Here is a 15,952-nt window from a genome sequence, read left to right as displayed (position 1 = left end):
TGGTCGGGTAGGGTCGCCGCATGCGCATTGGAACCACGCTGAGCTACGCCGGCGGATTCACCGAAGTGGTCGACGAACTCGCTGAACTGGAGAAAGTCGGCCTGGATATCGCATTCGTCGCCGAGGCTTACTCGTACGACGCCGCGAGTCAGCTCGGATATCTCGCTGCCAAGACATCCACCGTAAAGCTCGCGTCGGGCATCTTCCAGCTGTACACCCGCACCCCCACCCTGCTGGCCATGACGGCCGCCGGTCTGGACTACGTCTCCAACGGCCGGTTCGTTCTCGGTATTGGCGCCTCGGGGCCCCAGGTGATCGAGGGATTCCACGGCGTGAAGTACGACGCCCCGCTCGGCCGCACGCGCGAGACCGTCGAGATCTGCCGCAAGGTGTGGCGCCGCGAGCGCCTCGAGTTCGAGGGCAAGTACTTCACGGTGCCGCTTCCCCCCGAGCAGGGCACCGGCCTCGGCAAGGCGCTCAAGCTCATCAACCACCCGGTGCGCGACCGCATCCCGGTGCTCATCGCCGCGCTCGGTCCCAAGAACGTGGCGCTCACCGCCGAGATCGCCGAGGGCTGGCAGCCCATCTTCTTCCTGCCCGAGAAGGCCAATGACGTGTGGGGCGCGGCCCTGGCCGAGGGCAAGGCCAAGCGCGACTCATCCCTGGGTGAGCTCGAGGTATACGCCGGGCCCGCGCTCGCGATCGGCGACGACGTGGAGGCGCTGTACGGATTCGTGAAGCCGAGCCTCGCGCTGTACATCGGCGGCATGGGCGCCAAGGGCAAGAACTTCTATCACAATCTCGCGACCGCCTACGGATTCGGCAAGGAAGCCGACACCATCCAGGAGCTCTACCTGGCCGGCAAGAAGGCCGAGGCCACCGACGCGGTGCCCGACGAGCTGGTGAAGAACATTTCACTCATCGGGCCGAAGAGCTTTGTCGCCGAACGGGTTGCCGCCTTCAAGGAGGCTGGCGTGACAACTCTCAACGTGGCCCCGCTCGCGGCCGACGCAGCAGGGCGGATCAAGCATGTCGAGGCGCTGCGCGAGCTGCTCTGATTCGCGCGCCGTTCGCCCAGCGTTCGGCGTGCGTTCGCCCATCACCTCGAAGGTGGTGGGATGACAGTCGTCCCGCGTCGCACGGTGCTGCGTGCCGCCCTGCTGGGGCTCGCGGTTGCCCCGGCGGCCGCGTGCGGACCCGCATTGGTGACAACGCGGCCGAGGCTGACGCACGGAGTCGCCAGCGGATTCCCCCGCACCGACGGCGCGGTGATCTGGGCCCGCTCGGATCGGCCCGCCACCATGATTGTCGAAACGGCTGCCACCGAACGCTTTACGGATGTGCAACGTTTCACCGGCCCCGCCCTCACCCCGGAAACCGACGGAACCGGCCGGCTGCGCCTGACCGGTCTTCCCGCGGACGCCGAGGTGCACTACCGGGTGACGCTCGACTCGGAAGGAACGCTGAGCGAGCCGCTCACGGGCGTCTTCCGGACCGCACCGACGTCGGCACGGGATGTGCGGCTGATCTGGTCCGGCGACGTCGCGGGACAGGGATTCGGCATCAATCCCGATATCGGCGGAATGAGGGTTTTCCGCACGATGGCTGAGCGGAATCCGCAGTTCTTCATTCACAGCGGTGACACGGCGTACGCGGATGTGCCGATCCCGGAGACGCTGCCCCTGCCCGACGGGCGGATCTGGCGAAACGAGGTATCCGAGGCGAAAAGCGCTGTCGCGCAGACCCTCGACCAGTATCGCGGCCAGCACGCATACAACCTCAGCGATGCCCACTATCGGTACTTCAACGCGCACGTGCCGCAGCTTGTGCAATGGGACGACCACGAGGTGATCAACAACTGGTATCCGGGCGAGGTTCTCGACAACGACAAGTACACCGAGAAACGTGTCGACGTACTTGCCCAGCGTGGCCACCGGGCATTTCACGAGTGGCAACCGCTCGAACCCCGCGAAGCGGTGGACGGCCGCGTATACCAAAGGGTTTCGTACGGACCGCTGCTGGACGTGTTCATTCTCGACATGCGGAGCTACAAAGACCCCAACTCCCCCAACCGGCAGCAACACGGCGCCATCCTGGGTGACCGTCAGACCACATGGCTCATCGACGCCATGGCCTCATCGAAGGCTGTATGGAAAATCGTTGCCAACGACCTGCCCCTGGGGCTGGTGGTACCCGACGGCAAGACCGACTTCGAGGCCGTCGCCAACGGCGACAACGGTCCACCGCTCGGACGGGAAACCGAACTGGCGCACATTCTCTCGCAACTCAAGGCGCGCCAGGTGCGCAACGTGGTGTGGCTGACGGCCGATGTGCACTACACCGCGGCGCACGAATACTCGCCGGCGCGAGCGGCCTTCGCAGATTTCGACCCGTTCTGGGAATTTGTCTCGGGTCCACTCAACGCGGGCGCCGGGAAGGAGGCCGTGCTTGACGGAACCTTCGGTCCACGAGCCGATTTCGTCCACGCAGCCCCCGCCGATCAGCAGTCACCACTGGACGGCTATCAACACTTCGGGCAGATCGACATCGACGGCGGTAGCGGCGATCTGACCGTCACCCTCTGCGACGCGGCGGGCTCGGCGCTGTACACACGCACCCTGGCACGCGTCTAAACCGCGCCGACCACCTGAGCCACCCGCTCGGCGAGGCGCTGCGCGGTCGACTGCTCATCCGCTTCCACCATGACGCGGACCAGCTGTTCGGTCCCGGAGGGACGCAAAAGAATTCGGCCATTGCCGGCAAGCTCGGATTCCACCGCGGCGACGGCGGCAAGCACCTCGGGCGCCTGCGCCACGACGTGCTTGTCCGAGACAGGCACATTGATGAGCGTTTGCGGCAGGGTGCGCATAGCGGATGCGAGCTCGGCCAATGACTTACCCGTTTGCGCCATGCGGGACATGAGCCGCAAGCCCGTGACAATACCGTCGCCGGTGGTGGCCAGGGACGGCAGCACGATGTGGCCGGATTGTTCACCGCCCAGGGCGAATTGGCCCGCGCGCAGCTCCTCCAGCACATACCGGTCGCCGACCCCGGTCACCTTGACGTCGATGCCCGCGGCGCGCATGGCGATGTGCAGCCCCTGATTGCTCATCACCGTGGTGACCAAGGTGTTGTCGGTCAGCTCGCCTGCTTCGGCCATCGCCGCGGCAAGCACGACCATGATGGCGTCGCCGTCAATCACGCTCCCGTCGGCATCCACGGCGAGGCATCGATCGGCGTCGCCGTCGTGCGCTAGCCCGAGATGTGCACCGTGGGCGCGGACAGCCTCCTGCAGCGGGCCGAGATGTGTTGACCCACAGCCGTCATTGATGTTAAGCCCATCGGGGTCGGCATTGATGTCGATGACATGCGCACCCGCCGCCCGATAGGCCAGCGGTGCCGCATCGGAGGCCGCGCCATGCGCGCAGTCGACCACCACGGTGACCCCGCCCAGCGGGTGGGTACCAGCGTTCTCGACATGGTGCAGGTACCGATCGAGAGCGTCCGCGGCATCACGCACCCGTCCGATTCCCGCGCCGGTCGGACGTACCGCAGGAGCCTCGAGCTGCGCCTCGATGGCGTCTTCGGCATCGTCGTCGAGCTTGTGACCACCGGCGCCGAAGATCTTGATCCCGTTGTCCGGCATGGGGTTATGCGAGGCAGAGATCATGACACCGAACGCCGCGCCATACGCGCCTGTCAGGTAGGCCACCGCCGGAGTGGGAAGCACCCCGACCCGGAGCACGTCCACACCTTCTGCCGCGATACCCGCGACAACCGCCGCCTCCAGCATCTCACCGCTGGCGCGCGGATCGCGGCCCACGACCGCGGTGGCCTGCCCCTTCGCCAACGATCGCGCGGCGGCGGAACCCAGTGAGATCGCTAGCTCGGCCGTGAGGTCTGCATTCGCGACACCGCGAACGCCGTCCGTGCCGAAGAGTGAGCCCATGCACTAAACCTTCCATAACCGGTCATCCAACCGGCCCAATAAACGCGATTGCGCCGACACACAGGGTGTGTGCCGGCGCAATACGCGGACGAACAGGATCGATCAGCGCTTCGAGTACTGAGGCGCCTTACGGGCCTTCTTGAGGCCGTACTTCTTACGCTCGATCGCACGCGGGTCACGAGTCAGGAAGCCGGCCTTCTTCAGCACCGGACGGTCCTCGGGCTCCACGATGATGAGCGCACGGGCGATGGCCAGGCGCAGCGCGCCGGCCTGACCCGAGGGGCCACCACCGGTCAGGTGGGCGAAGATGTCCACACTGTCGACGCGGTTCACCGAGACCAGCGGGGCCTTGATGAGCTGCTGGTGCACCTTGTTGGGGAAGTACTCCTCCAGGCTGCGGCCATCCAGGTGGAACTTGCCGGTGCCGGGAACGAGGCGGACGCGAACGACGGCTTCCTTGCGGCGGCCGACGGTCTGGATGGGCTTGTCGATGACGACGGGCCCACGAGGAGCGGCCTTGACGACCTCAGTCTCCTCAACCACGACCTCGACGACCGCCTGGTCAGCGGTGTCGGTGTTCGCAGCGTCTTCTGCGGGGGTCTGCTCTTCGGCGATATCGGTCACTGAGCCACCTGCTTAATCTCGAACGGGATCGGCTGCTGTGCGGCGTGCGGGTGCTCGGCACCGGCGTACACCTTCAGCTTGCGCTCGATCTGACGGCCGAGCTTGTTCTTGGGCAGCATGCCGATGATTGCCTTCTCCACCGTGCGGGTGGGGAACTTCTCCAGCTGCTCGCCCATGCTGCGCTTGCGCAGACCGCCCGGGAAGCCCGAGTGACGGTAGGCGAACTTGTCGGTGAGCTTCTTGCCGCTGAGGGCAATCTTCTCCGCGTTGATGATGACGACGAAGTCGCCACCATCGGCATGGGGGGCGTAGGTCGGCTTGTGCTTGCCGCGCAGCAGGGTGGCTGCTTGAACGGCAAGACGGCCGAGCACTACATCCGTGGCGTCGATGACATACCAGCTCGTGGTGATGTCACCCGCCTTCGGCGTGTAGGTAGGCACAGTCTTTCCTTGTCTACTCGGGTGGAACCCCGGACGGTTTCATCCGTTCGGAGGGACTGGTCACGGAGCGCGGTGGAGGTTGATCTCGGCGACCAGTGGTGACCCGAGCCTCGTGTGCATGACATACCGCACGCCAACGGGGAAGCTTACCGGGACACGTCGCCGCAGGTCAAAACGCGGTCACTCCCCTGCCACATCCAACAGCCCACGAATCGAACCGGGGTTCTCTCGGTTTCAGATGGGCCACCGCACCGATGTCGGCTCCTTGCGGCTGGTCGTCGTGCCGTCACCGAGCTGGCCAGCATCGTTACCGCCCCAGCAGTAGGTGGTGGCCACGGTCGCGGCACAGGTAGACCTGACGTTTGCCGCGATAGCGGTCGCCTCGCTGATCCCCTTGACCACCACAACCTCATTGATCCTGGGTTCCCCGCTGACCCCGAGCCTGCCCCAACGATTATCTCCCCCGCACACAACAGCGCCATCACCTCGGATCGCACATATCGATTCCTGCCCCACCGACACGGCAGTCACTTTGCCGAACGCCGGCAAAACAGTGGGCGTCAAACTATCCAGCGAAAGCTGGAGCATGCTTCTGCCCCAGCAGAACAAGTCACCATTGCTGATTGCGCAGGTACGGGCACCACCGGTAGAGGCGCCCGTCACCCGGCCAAGCCCAACGACCTTGGCAGGCGTCGGCCGATTCACCGGATGATCCGGCGGCTCCGCTTTGGTGCCATCGCCCAATTGCCCAAACGTGTTATCGCCCCAACACCACAGATCCTCACTAGCCACGGCACATGCGGTCGAGGTGTCGAGCGTCAGCGCGGTCGCACCGACTGGGCCGTTGACTTTGGTAGGCGCGTCGCGGGTTTCATGGGTGCCGTCGCCAACCGTGCCGGCGCTGTTGGCACCCAAGCAGTAAACGTCACCCCCAGCAATCGCACAGGTGGTATGCACACTCGTCGCGATGGCCGTCGCGCCAACAACGCCGTCCTGCTTAGACGGCTTTCCATCGCCGTGGTTCTGCCAACACCACACTTCACCACGGCTGATGACGCAGGTCACCCATCCGATCGAAATCTGCTCAACCGGGCTTATCTGAACCAACTGGGGAGTGAAGGACGTGACTTCCTGCCCCCAGCAGTAAGCCCTACCCGTGGTGAGCACCGCACAAAACCCGCCGAGCCCAGAAGTAGACAGCCGCGCGACGGGAAAACGGTTCACTTCCCTAGCAGTCGTCGGTGCCGCCACAGGTGGGCCCGTGGCGACGGTCGAAGTGGCTCTGTCGCTACCGCTGCCGGTGTACATGTAGGTGAGAACCCCGCTAACGGTGACAATCACCGACATCAATGTGGCCGCAACTAGATACGCCACGTTCCTGCGGTTTGCAGTCACTGCGTAGGTCCGTCGCTCCCGAGGCCCATCTGCTCACCCTGACTGACATCCGACGTGACGGTCAGGTCACCGGTGTAACAGCCGGCGTGGTGACAGCGGGCCGAACACCATCGGTCGGACGGTCCGTGTGGCTCCGAGTGCCAACGATGATGCCGCACAAGAGCACCGCAGCCCCCACCGCGAGCGCGACCGCCACCCCGACAATCACCGCGGGATCAGGCTGTTCCGAAGATGTGCCAGTGGTCGGCAATCGCAGCTTCCAGCGGACGAATCCAGTCAGCAACAAGCCAATAGTGACGAGCATGAGCATGTCAAGGAACCACCAGCCAGCACTATGTGTCCACAGCACATCATCTTTGGCGAACTGGCTCAAGGCCCGAAGGTCTGCGGTGGAGGCCGATGCCGCAAATCCCCATCGTCCGGGCAAAAGACCGGCGATCTGTTCCATCACCGCGCGCCCAGTGACTGGGATAAGCCCGCCGGAGAACACGACGGAGGCAATAAGGACACCCACGATCATCTGTAGGACTTGGTTCTCCGACTTGGCAATCGCTGAGAGCGCCAAGCCCAACACCGCCGACACGATGGCCGTGGCAGCGACGGTCACGTACAGCTCGAAGGTGGGGCTACCCAAGGCCGCCGCTCCTCGAGTCGGCCCTCCCTTGAAGATCACGAACATGATGGTCAGCACCGCTGCCTGGGCGGCGGCGATAGCACCGTAGATACCCAGCTTGGCACCAAGGTAGACAGAGGCCGACAGACCGACCGCCTGCTCGCGCTGGAAGATGGGCCGCTCTCCAACCAGATCTCTCACCGTCAGTGCGGTGCCCATGAATACAGCGATAAGACTCATCACCGCCAGAACCGTGATGGCTTCGCTGGGGTCTTTTGGGTCCGCGATCCCGAGCCCTCGGTCCCCCGGTAGCGCGAGCGCAACGAATCCGAGCAGAAATGGAATACCGACCAACACGGCCAGATATCCGCGGTCCGCGGCAATCAGGTGCGCTTGACGACGCGCGACGGTCCACAGCTGCCGGTAGAAGTTCGACGGGGGCCGCTCGGGATGCGGTGGCGGGCCACCAGCAGGAGGCATAGGCGGGGTCGGCGGATGCGGGTGCCGCCGCAGATAATCGTGGTGCACCCCATCGGGGTCGGCGCTGGCGCGGGCGAAGATATCGGCCCAGTTCGTGGTGCCGAGCTCACGACCGATATGCGCTGGCGCATTGGCAAATGCTGTCTTGCCGCCCGGCGCCAGCAGCAGCACTTGGTCGCAGACGTCTAGATGGGCCGTGTTGTGGGTGACCACCAGAACAACACGACCGGCGTCGGCCAGCTTGCGCAGCAGCATCATCACCTGTCGATCCAGCGCGGGGTCCAGGCCTGAAGTCGGCTCATCCAGGATGAGCAGCGACGGGCTGGTCAGTAGCTCCATGGCCACGGAGGCACGTTTACGCTGACCGCCGGAGAGCTTGTCGATGCGCGTGTGTCGGTGCTTGGTCAGCTCTAGTTCCTCAAGGACCTGTTCGATCACCTGCGAGCGGTCGGCGTCGGTCAAATCATCGGGCAGGCGTAGCTGCGCGGCGTATGTCAACGCCTGCTCAATGGTCAGCAAACGATGCACGACGTCGTCTTGAGGAACCATGCCGATTCGGGTGCGCAGCGACGCATACTCGCGATGGATGTCGTGGCCTTCGAAGCTAACCCGCCCTGCGGTGGGGGTATACAGGCCCGCCACGAGCTTGCTCAGCGTGGACTTACCGGCACCAGACGGACCGATTACCGCAGTCAGTGTCCCGGGTTTGGCGGTGAACGAGATTCCATGGAGGAGAGTTTTGCCGTCAATATCCAGAGTGATTCCGTAGCCAGTAACGCCACGGAAATCCGGCGCGGTGGTGTGGTATTCAAGGGTGTTACCCCGCGCAATCAGGTCGGTGTTGCCGATAGTGATGACATCACCCTGGCGCAGAATCTCCGCGGTGATGCGATGTCCATTGACGTAGGTGCCATTGCCACTGCTGTTGTCGCGCAGCTCCAGACCCGCGGAAGTGGGCACCAAGAAGGCATGTACTCGCGAAGCAACGGGGTCGTCAACAACAAAGGTATTGGTCGTGGAGCGACCAATGGTTATCGCGTTGACCGGGGGCACGGCCGGCCGCGGCGGTACCACCGCTCGCACGACACTGGTGATACGTTCTAGCCGATCATGTTCCCTGCCCGCAGGCCGGGAGGGGCGCGGCGGATGCGGATGATACTGCGGCGCAGGGGGTCTCGGTGGACCAGGCATTGAGTTACCAGACGGGCCGGGGCGCCGCGGGGGAATGACCGTCGTCCTGTCATCGACGGATTCCGGACGGCGGGGCGGCCGATTGGATGGTGGGATGAAACGTGTTCTTTCCTCGTCGTCACGTGGCGAATTCACCAGGACTCCTCCCGCATCACTGCCCCAAAACTATCGATGCCTGCCGCACCGACGCTGATTTCGACATCCACTCCCCGTCCCCTCACTCCCCGTCCCCTCCGTAAAGCTTCCCCTCAGCGGCGGAGACGCTTCAACAAGCGTCAGGCTAACACGGAATCACACACCGGCTCTGACGTGCCGCGACGCGCCACCGCGCAAAGAATCAGCGGTGATTTCACACTCGATAGAACGGAGACCAATGAAGCCAAATGAGTGATCTCGACAGAGCCCGATGATGCATCCATGCTTCACTGGGGAACACATGTAAGCAATACATCGGAAAGAGACGAGAACCACTTGACCGAGGAAACCGTGGTGATCGAACCTCCACTGGGACAGTTGCTGGTCATTGTTGGCGATGACACCCATACCTTTCACCCGAGCGCTCAGTCGCTCGTGGTGGGAATCGGGGACAACGGCAGCATCCAGATCGCTCCTGACTCTCTCCCCGGAGCGCACGTAGTGCTGAGCAAGACTGGCGCCTATTGGACGGGCGTGGTCGCAGGTCGAGAAGTTCTCGTCGATGGACAGCTTCGGGCATCTTTCAGCGTGGTAGAGCCTGTTACCTGCCGTTTTCCCGGACAGGAACAGTCGGTGACGTTTCTGACGGAGAGCCACCGCCGTGGCCAAACAACAGAATTAGACCCAGGCGTCCTACGTGAGGCGCGGGCAGCAGCGCAGCTCAGCGATCAGGAAGATGCGACCCTGCCGGGTCTAGCGGACGCGAGCACGATGGATCCGGGCGCAAGTACTCGGCTTGAGGAGCACGAACTCTGGCCCGGTGATGATCTCTTGGCCAAACTTGAGCGAGCCTATGGCTGGCCGGTAGGGACGCTATCCCGGATCCGGGACGGCCGTACCCGGACCGAAGGCCCCGACGACAATGACGCCACCAGCCTGGTGGCCAGCACTGGACAAGTGCCGCTGCTCGCCAATGCTGCACAGCTTGCCTTACAAGCCATTCTGCCGAGAATCGATACGTTGCCCGGCGCCGACAGCGCAGACTTGCCCGCCCGGGCCAACGCGATCACCGACGATTTACGGCGCGTCGAGGAACTCTGCCAGCGTGCTGCCCAGCATTCGCACGGTATCCCTGAATTCGCGAGAATCTTGAGCAACGTGCGCCGCGCATACCGAAAGGTGATGCTGTTGGCTGCGCAGTCCAGTGGCGCCTATCTCAGCCAGCGGCTGTATGCCACAAGATATCTGAGCGGGCTGACCGCGGAAGAAATGGCGACAGCCGCAGCCATCCCTATAGACGCGGTGACTGCCGCAGAGGCCGGCACCGATGTCGCACCAGCTGATGAAGTTGCGCTGACCCACCTGCTGAACCACCTGGCGAACTGACGACGGCCCACGCGCCCGTTACTTGAACTGCTGCGCCAGGGCGGTAACCAGTGTTGAGTCGAGGTACTCACTTGCGGCATAGCCGCCCGAGCTGATAGCCGTGATGACATCCGGACTGTCCACGATGACGATAGGGCCTTGAAAAAGAGTGAAACCCGCAGGAAGTCCTTCGTAGCTACCTTTGCCCGCCTTCCGGTCGCTGCGTACCACGATAAGAGCGGTCGGGGTACCAACAAAAAACGAACCGAGGGCGCCATCACCTGCGCGAACATCGCCAGCGTCGTTGGCGGTGCGCCGGAGCCCTTGGCTATAGCTGAACCCGATATCGCGTAAGTAGGCAGCGATCCGGCTGTCGTCGAGATAAGCGCTGACTCCGTCATCTGCGTTGTTGACCACGGCCAACGTCACGCCGGTGAATGCCTGGTGTTCTTTGCGGATGGCGCTGTGCTGCTGATCGACTTGGTCAATAAGCCGCTGAGACTCTTCCTCACGACCCAAAACCCGGCCGGCCCAGGTGAGTTGGTCTTGCCAGCTCCACCCCGGGCCCGGATGATCTGCTGGTCGCGCGACAGTCGGTGCGATGGCGGACAGGTCCTTGTACGCGCCTTCGTTGATGTCGCTGGTCGCGATGATCGCATCGGGTTGGGCTGCACCGACCGCCGCGGCGGCCGGATTGGGCACGATCTTGGGCTTGTTGGTCAGCCTCTTTTCAAGCCACGCGGGCAGTGTCGAATTGCTCAGAGCCAGGACTGACGGCGAAGCACCCAATGACACCACCGCATCGGCATCACCTGCACCGAGCGCCGCCGGCGCGTTGGGCCGGGCAACGACCTGCGTTTGCCCGTAGATGTGGCTGAATGTTTGTGCCTGGTAAGCCGATTGAGAGCCTGTCGGCCACAGGAGAACACTTGTCACTGCGACCCCGACAACTGCCAACGCCGCACCGGCGGCCCAGACCAACCGACCACGGCCCGAGCGCGGAAGCGGTTCCGATGGTGGCTCCGGAAATGTTCCGGACGAGGGCGCGGTCTGCGCCGGGCCGAAAGGTTGCGGCATGGTGACCGAGTACAGAGCACTCGGGTAGCTCTGCATCTCGCCGGCGTGACGCACCGGGTGACGCTGCGAATAGACCTGCTCGGTCGGCCCTTCTTGGATTGTGGGCCGAGCTGTCGCGGAATTGCGCAATGCGGCAGTCGCGGCGGCAGCGAGCTGGCCTGCACTTTGGTAACGCCGAGCGGGATCTTTGGCCATCGCGATGGCTATGACCTCGTCGAATGCCTGAGGCAGCCCAGGGCAGTCCACGGTCGGCCGCGGTGGCGGCGAGGAAAGATGGGCAGCGATGACGGTCGCGGCATTGCCGCCTCCGCCAAACGGTGTCTTGCCGGTGAGCATGCGGTACAGCGCACAGCCCAGCGCATATATGTCGACCCGGTGATCGATATCTGTCCCGGACAGCGCTTCTGGGGCCGCATATGCAACTGTGGCAACCACCGCACCCGTCGCGGTCAGATGCGATCCGGCATCACGCAGGCGGGCAATTCCGAAGTCTGCCAACAACACTCGCTCGTCATCATGGGAGTCGGGGGCAAGTAGGAAGTTCGCGGGTTTGATATCGCGGTGAATCAGGCCACGGCGATGGGCATAGTCCAGAGCCTTAGCTACCTCCACGATGATCCGGACCGCACGCGCGGCGGTCATCAAACCGGCGTCCAGCTCTTTGTGGGCGTCACTACCCGCGACATACTGCATCGCGATCCACAGTTGTCCGGCGGCCGACTCACCGCGGTTGTAGACGGTAACAATGTTGGGATGGTCGAGGCCCGCAGCCAGATCGGCCTCTTGCTGGAACCTGGCCCGGAATTGGCCGTCGTGCGAATACTCGGCACTGAGAACCTTGAGGGCATCTTTTCGAGGCAATACAGGGTTGTCAGCCAGATATACAGTCCCCATACCGCCAGCGCCCAAGACCCTGTCGATCCGGTATCCCGACACCAACGATCCTGGGTCTAGCGCCACATCAATTCCTTCCGTGTTCCACCACTCCTGCACGCCAGCCGGCACCCGGCTCCGGGCTCGGCTTCTTACTTGTCGGCCAGAATGCGGTACTGCGCGGCCAATTGCTGTTGTGCGTCGATGAGCTGAGCTGCGGTGGTGTTGAAGGTGTAATTCTCGAACACGCTATAGCAGGTGAACTTCTGCGTGGTGGGAAAAGTTGCCTCGAAGCACGCGCTGTCAGGCAGATACTGCACCCGGTCCGAGGGTTTGTAAGCCTTGGGCCCGACGCCGAGCTGTTTGATTTGGGCATCACGCAGCCGCTTGGCACCCTGCGCATCTCCTGTTTGATAGAGATCGGCCAGCGATGTTGAAACAAGCTGCAAACCAGTGTCTTTGAAGAGTTGGCTCATATCGACCGGCGAATCGGTAAGGAAGTTCAGGAAGGTACGGGCGTCCCATACAAGCTTGCTATTTATGTTGCTGCCCTTACCTTCCGGGATGGGCAGTGTGCGGGCAAGTAGCCCAGTTGGATCTTGCGGCAGACTCGACAAGGCCGCCACCTCCGTTGGCGCGAATCCATCGATCATCCGTACCTGCTGATCCAGTGTCGCCGAGACAACGCCTGCCGCAACATCGCTACTCACGGCCTCTGCCTGCTGATACAGAATGAACGAACCACTCGGTGTCAACGAGGTGATACTGATTCCGGATTCTTTACTGCCACCTGGCTTTTCGTACGTCGACAAATCCGTCTGGGTGGCAAGGGAATCCGGGTGCCCCGGGATCGGGATCTTGCGCCGAGGGTGCTCTTCGCCGCCAGCCAGGATTTTGTCCGTCATAGCCGAGGCGGTCGCGGAGGCTGTTTGCGCGTCGGGGAACTGCAGCACCGCGTTCTGCAGCCACTGCTTCGGGGCGGCGGGATCCGCGTTTTTGCGATCGGTTGCGAACCCGGCAACGAATCCAGCGTCAAATGCAATGTTCCACACATCTTTTCCGGTGCGCTCCCCCAGATTCACCGCAAGAGAGCCGGGCCTGAGGATCACCGGGTCCTGCCACACTTTGACAAGGCCAGGATCAACCTCCCAAGGGGTTACCGTAACCCAGGCGATCCGGGCGCCTTCCTGCTTACGGCCGTTGGCATCGTTACCGGCAGGCCCCAGAGGCGCTGCTGGTTTAGTTGGATAACTCCCGGTGTTCAACAGCGAGGTGTCGACGCCCGCTGGCGCGTCGCTGGGTTTTGTCGCCGCGCCCTCCACATCACGGCTGCATCCCACCCCGCCGGCGACAACCGCCGACGCCACCAACAAGCATCCAAGATTTCTGTTCAGTGCGTGCATTCGAAACCAGCCCCCTCTGCCTCGCCGAATGTTGCGGCGTTGGTCAACCGAGCAAATATACAATTCTCAGTGCGCTATCGTGCAGACAGCGTGCCGGAATATCGGCGGGGAGTTGCAGAAAGGGGGGTGAGGCCATGACTGTACCGCCTTACGGACCAACCTCAGGAGCCGCGGGCCCGGGCGAGGACCCCACTCAGGTGTCAACGCCCAGTCCGCCAGCTGGGTCGTATCCCCCACCGCCCCAATGGCCGTCTCCGGGCGGACCATCCGGATGGCAACAACAAGCCCCGCCTGCAGCTGCACCCACACAGAATCCAGCATGGCGGCGCTGGGCGGTTCCTGCGGGAATCGTGGTTGTTGTCGTAGGCGCGGCTGCAGCGGTCGCTGTCAAGTACTCCACCGATGAGTCCAAGTCCGCTTCACCGAGCGCCTCACCGTCGGTCGCCTCAGTCGAATCCGTCACCGCCGCTACAACCGCTACAACCACCGAAACGTCCCCTCCGCCACCGCCGCCCGCACCTTTGCCGCCGCCCACGGTGGTAGCTAACAGCGCCGTCAATACACTGCTGTTAGCACCTGCCACGATCAACACCATCATGGGCACCACGAACCTTGTTGCACCCCCGAGCGAGACCTACTCACGCGCGCTGAGGCCGGGCACCTTCACACCGCAGGAATGCGCCGGCTCCTTCCTACCTGGCGAAGACAACACCTACAGCGCGTTCAATGGCGGGCCCAGCGGAATCGCGGTGCAAGCCATCCATGAGCCCGTCAGCCCGCGCTCACACAACGTGTTACAGGTCGTCTCAACATTTGCCGATGCCGATGCAGCGCGTAAGTTCTTCGATCAACGCGTCGCCGATTGGGGTTCGTGCGATGGCAAAATCGTGACGTTGCGCAACGACGACGGCTCGGCAGATAAAGCCCGAATAGGCCCCACCAGCGTCAAAGAAGACATCAACTACTTGACCGTCACCAATCCAGACCCTGCCGCCGACGGGATGGTCTGCCAGCGAGCCATCACGACAGTCGCCAACGTGGTCATCGATACCCGAACCTGCGCCAAGGACATCACGACCCAAGCGATCGATATCGCCCGCCAGATCAGGCAGACAGTGCATTAGTCGGGTGGCCGCGTTGCGACCTGATCTTCAGTAGGACCGCACTTCAACCTTGAGTTCGGGCGGCCTCATGTCGATTGGTTTTGTGTTCATCGGAACTGGTTTGGTTCCGGTTTCTCGACCGCTACCGTCCGCTAGGTCCACCGCATATTTCCAGATCTGCTTGTCTGAGCATTTGCTGGTGAATTCGAGCTCGTTGAAGGTGCAGTTGGCTTGCGACACGTCAGGGGAAGTCCAAGTGACACTGCCTTCGACATAGATATCTTTTATGGCCTCACCACCCAAGCTCTGAGGGCAGTTTGGAGGTTTGAGGAGTTTGGATTGCGCACAGGCATCAATGGCCGCTTTGAACCCGCTTCGGATGTTTCGCTCGCCTATCGCGGACAGCTTTACCGTGATCATCGGCGAGGCTTCTTCCGCGGCGGAGCCCGCGATGCTCTTCAACATCACGTCATCAGACGGGTAGACCAGATCAAGGTTCGGTGTTGTCGCGGTGAGCCCAAGGAACCCTGGAAAGACGTACACCTGCTGTTTTTCCTTCACCGGCCTGCCGAACACCTGCGTAATTTTCCCGACCCTCATGCTATCGGGATCCGCAAATGTCAGCTTCCATATCGGGTATTGCAATTTCCAGCCGCCGTCCGCTTGAACAACAGCAACCTGTTCATCGGAGCTCTTATCGCCGAATTTCACGCTCGTGTGCACCCTGGTCTGACCGTGCTCATCAACTCTGGTTTCCAGGACTTGGATGGAGGTGATGGGCCACGCACTGATCTGCTTTTTCAGGATTTCAGCGTTGAGGAATTCCTTTGATCCGGGCCGGCCGCGACCGTAGCTCAATGCCTTGTCTGCATCTCCCGCCGCCAACGACTCCAGATAGCCCTTCACCGCGTCTCCGGGTGTCTTCGCCGCCGCCAAAGATGAGCTGGCATCCCCTGTCTGGTACGCCTGGGGTTTGGCGTCTGGCTGTTGGTCCGGTGATGGCCACAGAGCGACGCCCGCCACGACTGCGACAACGGCCATTACGGCCCCGCCGGCGCCAAGAATCGTGCGGGACAGGTTGACTCGTGACTTGAGTGTCTTCGGCCCCGCGGCGCCGAATGGCGAGTGGTACTGCGGGAGCGGCGGTTCAGGTAGCCGACCGCGCGGTCGGTCACCGCGCGCACCCACCGGGGGCACTGGAGGCGATGGCATACCGAAGTTGCCGCCGGTGATGACAGTGGGCTCTTCATCGCTGGGCCCATGGGGCTGGCGGGGACGCTGTGGCATGGTGCCCGTCTTATTAG

At 63.0% G+C, this 15,952-nt stretch carries 12 protein-coding genes; 4 read left to right on the top strand and 8 right to left on the bottom strand.

Annotation, left to right across the window (positions count from 1 at the left end; genetic code table 11):
• The first annotated feature begins 20 nt into the window (after positions 1-20).
• Both BKG76_RS16625 and BKG76_RS16620 read left to right on the top strand, forming a co-directional pair.
• A complete protein-coding gene (locus BKG76_RS16625) occupies positions 21-1,058 on the top strand; it encodes an LLM class F420-dependent oxidoreductase (RefSeq protein WP_070938580.1) in 1,038 nt (345 codons plus the stop codon).
• A gap of 60 nt (positions 1,059-1,118) precedes the next feature.
• The gene (locus tag BKG76_RS16620; protein WP_070938579.1) at positions 1,119-2,633 is read left to right on the top strand and encodes an alkaline phosphatase D family protein; all 1,515 of its coding nucleotides are present in this window, start codon (positions 1,119-1,121) and stop codon (positions 2,631-2,633) included.
• Here the strand turns inward: BKG76_RS16620 and glmM are convergent.
• From glmM to BKG76_RS16595, 5 genes are all read right to left on the bottom strand, one after another.
• A complete protein-coding gene (glmM, locus tag BKG76_RS16615; protein WP_070938578.1) occupies positions 2,630-3,949 on the bottom strand; it encodes a phosphoglucosamine mutase in 1,320 nt (439 codons plus the stop codon). The two genes, BKG76_RS16620 and glmM, sit on opposite strands and share 4 nt — an antisense overlap.
• Positions 3,950-4,051: 102 nt before the next feature.
• Entirely contained in the window at positions 4,052-4,573 is a 522-nt protein-coding gene (gene rpsI / locus BKG76_RS16610) for a 30S ribosomal protein S9 (RefSeq protein ID WP_078280276.1), read from the bottom strand.
• Positions 4,570-5,013, bottom strand: coding sequence for a 50S ribosomal protein L13 (rplM, locus tag BKG76_RS16605; protein ID WP_070938577.1), 444 nt, complete (start codon positions 5,011-5,013; stop codon positions 4,570-4,572). The genes rpsI and rplM overlap by 4 nt, the downstream gene beginning before the upstream one ends.
• Positions 5,014-5,247: 234 nt before the next feature.
• Complete coding sequence (locus BKG76_RS16600) at positions 5,248-6,354, bottom strand: RCC1 domain-containing protein (RefSeq protein ID WP_070938576.1); 1,107 nt, start codon at positions 6,352-6,354, stop codon at positions 5,248-5,250.
• A gap of 115 nt (positions 6,355-6,469) precedes the next feature.
• A complete protein-coding gene (locus BKG76_RS16595; RefSeq protein WP_207543767.1) occupies positions 6,470-8,584 on the bottom strand; it encodes an ATP-binding cassette domain-containing protein in 2,115 nt (704 codons plus the stop codon).
• A gap of 579 nt (positions 8,585-9,163) precedes the next feature.
• On the opposite strand from BKG76_RS16595, the gene BKG76_RS16590 reads away from it, so the two are divergent.
• Complete coding sequence (locus BKG76_RS16590; protein ID WP_131815822.1) at positions 9,164-10,213, top strand: helix-turn-helix domain-containing protein; 1,050 nt, start codon at positions 9,164-9,166, stop codon at positions 10,211-10,213.
• Positions 10,214-10,231: 18 nt separating this feature from the next.
• On the opposite strand, the gene BKG76_RS25465 is transcribed toward BKG76_RS16590, so the two are convergent.
• A complete protein-coding gene (locus BKG76_RS25465) occupies positions 10,232-12,229 on the bottom strand; it encodes a serine/threonine-protein kinase (RefSeq protein WP_070938573.1) in 1,998 nt (665 codons plus the stop codon).
• A 65-nt stretch (positions 12,230-12,294) separates the two neighbouring features.
• Positions 12,295-13,464: a DUF7373 family lipoprotein gene (locus BKG76_RS16580; protein WP_131815821.1), complete on the bottom strand. Its 1,170-nt coding sequence runs from the start codon at positions 13,462-13,464 to the stop codon at positions 12,295-12,297.
• Between the two features lie 215 nt (positions 13,465-13,679).
• Between BKG76_RS16580 and BKG76_RS25420 the strand changes: the two genes are divergently transcribed.
• On the top strand, positions 13,680-14,669 hold the full coding sequence (locus tag BKG76_RS25420; RefSeq protein ID WP_083338066.1) for a sensor domain-containing protein: 990 nt from the start codon (positions 13,680-13,682) through the stop codon (positions 14,667-14,669).
• Positions 14,670-14,696: 27 nt separating this feature from the next.
• Here the strand turns inward: BKG76_RS25420 and BKG76_RS16565 are convergent, their stop codons facing one another.
• A complete protein-coding gene (locus tag BKG76_RS16565; protein ID WP_070938569.1) occupies positions 14,697-15,689 on the bottom strand; it encodes a DUF4878 domain-containing protein in 993 nt (330 codons plus the stop codon).
• Positions 15,690-15,952: the final 263 nt, after the last annotated feature.

Origin of the sequence: Mycobacteroides franklinii (genome assembly GCF_001853795.1) — a bacterium.
GTDB classification, from domain to species: Bacteria; Actinomycetota; Actinomycetes; order Mycobacteriales; family Mycobacteriaceae; genus Mycobacterium; species Mycobacterium franklinii.
The sequence above is the reverse complement of the archived record's forward strand: the minus strand, read 5'-3'. Positions and strand labels throughout refer to the sequence as shown.